The sequence below is a fragment of the Acidithiobacillus sp. TH-A36 genome, from assembly GCF_057473445.1.
Genome location: NZ_JBYCKP010000393.1, coordinates 1 through 1,924 on the forward strand (window position 1 = coordinate 1; position 1,924 = coordinate 1,924).

Consider the following 1,924-nt stretch of genomic DNA (forward strand, 5'->3'; position numbering starts at 1 on the left):
AGGCATACAATCTGAACTGTAAGGTCAAACCTCAGGGGAACATCTTGGTGGATCATTGTACCTTGCCATTGCCCTCCGTAAAAAACGATGTTTCTCCGGGCTTATTCTGGCAATGATGCTTGCCTGAGGCTATTTGGCTGAAAAAACTCAGATGACTTTGCTTAGATCTTACTCTGGCAGCTGCATGGTCACGCAGTGCAGGCTGCCATGTTGGCGGGCAAGTTCCAGACAGGGGATAGGCACTATCTCACGGTCCGGGAAAGCCGTCTGAAGACGCTGGACGGCAATGTGATCCGCAGGATCCTCATAAACGGGGAGTAAGACCGCTCCATTAAGGATCAAAAAGTTGGCATAAGTCAGAGGCAAGCGGTTGTCATCCTCATCCCACTGCGCCTGTGCCCAGGGGAGGGGAATCAAGTGGTAAGCCTGCCCATCGTAACTGCGCAGGGCACTGAGTTCCGCAGCCATTTGCTGCAAGGCGGCAAAGTGACTGTCGTTGGGATCATCACAACTTTGATAAGCGATGGCATGCGGATTACAAAAGCGCGCCAGAGTATCGATGTGCGCATCCGTATCATCACCCTCCAGATGCCCGCTGTACAGCCAGAGCACGCGCTGCATGCCAAGCTGCTGGCATAAGGCGCTTTCAATTTCCGCAGCCGACCATTGTGGATTGCGATTGGCGGAAAGCAGGCAGGCGCTGGTCGTCAGCAAAGTGCCATGACCATCACTTTCAATGCTGCCGCCTTCCAGTATCATTCCCGAAATTTCCAGAGAACATTCGCCAAAAGCCTGCTGGGCATGAAGATGACGCGTAATCTGATTGTCCAGGTCAGCACGAAACTTGAGGCCCCAGGCATTGAAGCCAAAATCCAGCAATTTGCGTTCCCCTGCCGGGTTGGTGAGAGTGAGTGGGCCGTGATCTCGCGCCCATGAGTCATTGCTGGGCACCAGATAAAGATGACAGTGCGCCATGTTGGCGTGGGCATTCTCCAGACGCTGTTCACAATCCCGTAAACTTTCGCGATCATGGCAGGCCACCAGCAGATGCTCGCGCAGGCTGATTTCCCTGGCAATCTGCACAAAAACCGGAAGGACCTCAGCCAGTCGGGGTGCCCAGTCGCTTTCGGGATGGGGCCAGGTCAGTTGCACACCCCACTGCTGAGCCCATTCGGCGGGGAGAGTATAATTGGACTGCATGGTGAATTCCTTCCAGAGGTGATGCCCATATCATAGGCAATTCTGGGGGTTCCGTCAGCCATGCCGGCAGGCTAAACTGTCCTCATGGCGCATTCCGGCGAACGTTTAGATCATCTGCTCTCCCGACTGGGTTATTGTAGCCGTTCGGAAGCGCGTGATTTACTGCGCGAAGGGCGCGTGTCAGTGGATGGAATGCCGCTGCGCAAGGCTGCTACCAGGGTAGATCCAGCCACTGTGCAGGTAGATGAAGAGCCTCTGGATCATCCCTATCCCCTTTATGTGCTGTATCACAAACCCCTCGGCAAGGTCTGTGCACATGATGATCCTCGTGCCATTTATCAGGATTTTCCACCGCGATGGCGTTACCGGCGACCCAGCTTCAGCAGTGTCGGACGACTGGATCGGGAAACCAGCGGTGTGTTGTTGCTGACCGATGATGGGGACTGGCTGCATCGTTGGACCAGTCCCCGCTATGAAATTCCGCGCCGGTATCGAGTGACTTTGCAAAATCCTTTGCAGGGGCATGAAGCCGGCATACTGGCTTCGGGCACCTTGCTGCTGGAGGGAGAGCACAGCCCGTGCAAAGTGGCAGAAATGATCCCGCTCGGCACGACTGAACTACAATTGACCCTCCATGAAGGACGTTATCACGAGGTGCGGCGTATGTTTGTGGCTTTGGATAATTTGGTGTTGAGCCTGCATCGGGAGGCATTCGGACCTTTCA

General features: G+C 54.8%; 2 protein-coding genes. One reads left to right on the plus strand and one right to left on the minus strand.

Translation table 11 applies throughout. The features are described 5' to 3' along the window. Positions 1–168: 168 nt before the first annotated feature. The gene (locus AC2VLY_RS10160) at positions 169–1,200 is read right to left on the minus strand and encodes an agmatine deiminase family protein (RefSeq protein WP_486892613.1); all 1,032 of its coding nucleotides are present in this window, start codon (positions 1,198–1,200) and stop codon (positions 169–171) included. An 84-nt stretch (positions 1,201–1,284) separates the two neighbouring features. On the opposite strand from AC2VLY_RS10160, the gene AC2VLY_RS10165 reads away from it, so the two are divergent. Next, on the plus strand, positions 1,285–1,924 hold a 640-nt coding region (locus AC2VLY_RS10165; RefSeq protein ID WP_486922214.1), incomplete at its 3' end, for a pseudouridine synthase.